Genomic DNA, 3,456 nt, shown 5'->3' with positions numbered 1-3,456 from the left:
GGCGGCGCGGAACGTGTATAGACCTCTTCCGGGTGGCAGCGTGGTCGCGCTGTCCGCTGCGGTAGCGTTGGAAGGCGCCCAGCATCAGGTTGTCCTCGATGTTCATCTCAGCGAACAGCTCGCGCTTTTCCGGGACCAGGGTCATGCCGGCAGCCACCATCTCTTCCACTTCGGGAGAGTGTCGGATCACGCCATCGAAGGCCATCGCGCCCCGCGAGGGCAACACGCCCATGATGGCGGAGAGCAGCGTGGTCTTGCCGGCGCCATTGGGACCGATGACGGTGACGATCCTGCCCTGCTCGACCGACAGGTTGATGCCGGAGAGCACCTGCACACGGCCATAGGCGGCCGACAGCTCGCGCACTTCCAGTACCTTATTGCCCATGATGTGCTCCTGCTGCGATCGCGGTATCGGTATCCATCTCGGAGGAGCCTGCCTGGTCCTCATCGGCCACGCCCAGGTAGGCTTCCAGTACGGCGCGGTTGTTCTGGATTTCCGCGGGCAAGCCTTCGGCGATCTTCTGGCCGAAGTCCATCACCACGATGCGATCCACCAGTTCCATGACAAAGTCCATGTCGTGCTCCACCAGCAGGATGGCCATGCCCTCGCCGCGCAGCTTGCGCAACAGTTCCGCCAGTGCCTGTTTTTCGCCCAGGCGCAGACCGGCAGCCGGTTCGTCCAGCAGCAGCAGGCAGGGATCGGCTGCCAGTGCGCGGGCGATTTCTAGGATGCGTTGCTGGCCCAGCGAGAGCGCGCCAGCTAGTTCATACATCTGCGCGCCCAAGCCCACGCGCTCGATCTGGCGTGCGGCTTCGGCCAGGATGCGCGCTTCTTCCTTGCGGTCCAGGCGCAGCATCGATGCCAGCACGCCGCGCTGGCCGCGCAGGTAGGCGCCGATGGCGACGTTTTCCAGCACCGTCATGCGCGGCATGAGGCGCACATGCTGGAAGCTGCGGCTCATGCCCAGGCCGGCGATGTGACGCGCGCCACGGCCAGTGACCTCATGGCCGCGGAATTGCACGCTGCCCGAGGTCGGCGTATCCACGCCCGAGATCTGGTTGAACAGCGTGGACTTGCCCGCGCCATTGGGGCCGATCAGGGCTAGCACTTCGCCGGCCATGACCTTGAGGCTCATGTTGTTGTTGGCCACCAGACCACCGAACTTGCGGGTCACGGCGCGCACGTCCAGCACCACTTCGTGCGGGGCCGGCATGGCGCGCCGTGGCAGCGGTTCAGCCTGGGTAGCGAGTGACAGCCGGCGGGTATGCACCGGCACCAAGCGCGCCAGATAGGGCCAGATACCATCGCGCGAGCGCTGCAGCAGCACCACGATCAACAGGCCAAACACGATGGTCTCGAAGTTGCCGGAACGCCCCAGCAGCACCGGCAAGATACCTTGCAGCCATTCCTTCATCACCACGATCAGGGTCGATCCCAGCAGCGCGCCCCAGACCTGGCTGGCCCCGCCCAGCACGGCCATGAACAGGTAGTCGATGCCAAAGCCCAGGCCAAAGGGCGAGGGATTGACGAAGCGCTGCATGTGGACGTAGAGCCAGCCCGAGAGCGCGGCCAGCACGGCGGCGATGACGAAGACGACGATGCGCATCCGGGCTGTGGGAATGCCCATGGCCTCGGCCATCACGATGCCGCCCTTCAAGGCACGGATGGCACGCCCTTGGCGCGAATCCAGCAGATTGTGCACGGCGGCCACACCCAGCAGCACCATCACCCAGATCAGGCCAAACATGGCGCGGTCGGAATGCAGCGCCACGCCGAACAGGGTGATGGAGGGGATGCCCGACATGCCGGTCTGTCCGCCCATGCTCTCCAGTGTGCCGAAGATGAAGTACAGGCTGATGCCCCAGGCGATGGTGCCCAGCGGCAGGTAATGCCCGGACAGCTTGAGCGTGACGCTGCCCACGGCCAGGGCCAGCAAGGCAGTGAGCAGCAGCGCCACCACCAGCGCTACCCAGGGCGATTGCATCCATAGCAGGGCATCGGGCAAGGGCAATACCTTGGCCGAGAGCGCGGCCGAGAGATAGGCACCCAGACCGACGAAGGCCGCCTGGCCGAAGCTGGTCAGGCCGGCCACGCCGGTCAGCAACACCAGGCCCAGCACCACCAATGACGCCAGGCCGATGTTGTTCAACAAGGTCATGGTGAACGACGGCAATACGAAGGGGGCTGCCGCCAGCAGGAGCACGAACACCGCCAGGACGGCACGAGAAGACAGACGCAACGTACGGTGAGCGGAAGGCGCTTTCATTCTTCTTCCTCCACGTGATGGGTCGACAGCGAACGCCATAGCAGGATGGGGATGATGAGCACGAAGACGATGATTTCCTTGTAGGCGCTAGCCCAGAAGGTGGAGAAGGATTCGATCAGGCCGATGGCCAGCGCACCGGCTGCGGCCAGCGGATAGCTGACCAGGCCGCCGATGATGGAGCCGACGAAGCCCTTGAGACTGATCAGGAAACCCGAGTCGTAGTAGATGGTGGTGATGGGCGCAATCAAGATGCCCGACATCACGCCGATCAGCGAGGCCAACAGGAACATGGCCTTGCCCGCGAACACAGGCGAGATCCCCATCAGGCGCGCGCCCATGCGGTTCAGGGCCGCCGCACGCAAGGCCTTGCCGTAGAGCGTGCGTTCAAACATCAGGAACAGCGCCACGATCAACAGCAGCGACACCCCGATCACCCACAGCGCCTGGCTGGACAGGCGCAAGCTGCCCACTTCCAGCGCGGCATCGGTAAAGGGTGCGGTGCGTGCCCCTTCCGGGCCGAACACCAGCAGCGCCACCCCCACCAGGGCGACGTGCACCGCAATCGAGACGATCAGCAGCACCAGCGGCGAAGCCGAGGCAATCGGCTCAAACGCCAAGCGATACATCAGCGGCCCCATCGGCACCAGCAGCAGCAAGGTCATGGCCACTTGCGCCAGCATGGGCCAGTTGGCGAAATTGACCGATAGCGCCACTCCGGCCACCAGCGCCGCGTAGACCAGCTTGGCCGGCAGCCACAGGCTGGGGCGACGGCGGCTGGTACGCCACATGTCGTACAGGTCGAAGGCACAGGCGCCCAGGCACATGGCCACCAGCAACCAGGCCACGGTCAGGGTCTGACCGTTTTGCATCATGCCCATGGTGAGCGCGCCGAAGGAGACGAACTCGCCCTGCGGAATCAGGAGGATGCGGGTGACGGTGAAGACCAGGACGATGGACAGCGCCAGGAGCGCATAGATGGCGCCATTGGTGATGCCATCCTGTCCCAGGAGCGCCACGATTTGGAGATTCATTGCGACTTCCTTGTGGAGCCGGCGCGCTCGCGATGGTCAGGCCAGCAGCGACGCGCCGGGTGCTAACTACGGGTGGAGGTGGAGCAATCTGTCCGCTGCGACTTGCGGCAGACAGAGGGAACGGCTTTTTAATGTTTGAGCAGGGTCCAGTTGCCCCC

3 protein-coding genes are annotated in these 3,456 nt (G+C 64.6%); all 3 read right to left on the bottom strand.

Going from position 1 to position 3,456, the window contains the following annotated elements:
• The coding region (locus tag I5W_RS23040; RefSeq protein ID WP_044530995.1) for an ATP-binding cassette domain-containing protein at positions 1-385 on the bottom strand (385 nt) is incomplete at its 3' end.
• Positions 375-2,267, bottom strand: a complete 1,893-nt coding sequence (locus I5W_RS23035) for a branched-chain amino acid ABC transporter ATP-binding protein/permease (RefSeq protein WP_083893611.1) — start codon at positions 2,265-2,267, stop codon at positions 375-377. The genes I5W_RS23035 and I5W_RS23040, both read right to left, overlap by 11 nt.
• Positions 2,264-3,298, bottom strand: coding sequence for a branched-chain amino acid ABC transporter permease (locus tag I5W_RS23030; protein WP_017453209.1), 1,035 nt, complete (start codon positions 3,296-3,298; stop codon positions 2,264-2,266). Before I5W_RS23030 ends, I5W_RS23035 begins: the two co-directional genes overlap by 4 nt.
• Positions 3,299-3,456 lie beyond the last annotated feature (158 nt).

It is taken from the genome of Herbaspirillum sp. B65 (assembly GCF_000333555.1).
GTDB lineage: Bacteria > Pseudomonadota > Gammaproteobacteria > Burkholderiales > Burkholderiaceae_D > Herbaspirillum > Herbaspirillum rubrisubalbicans.
Note: the sequence above shows the minus strand (reverse complement) of the source record. Positions and strands in the feature narration are given on the sequence as shown.

Bases quoted from the DNA above. Each gene is read 5' to 3' on its own strand.
- I5W_RS23030 (WP_017453209.1), bottom strand. From the start codon at position 3,298: ATGAATCTCCAAATCGTGGCGCTCCTGGGACAGGATGGCATCACCAAT.
- I5W_RS23035 (WP_083893611.1), bottom strand. From the start codon at position 2,267: ATGAAAGCGCCTTCCGCTCACCGTACGTTGCGTCTGTCTTCTCGTGCC.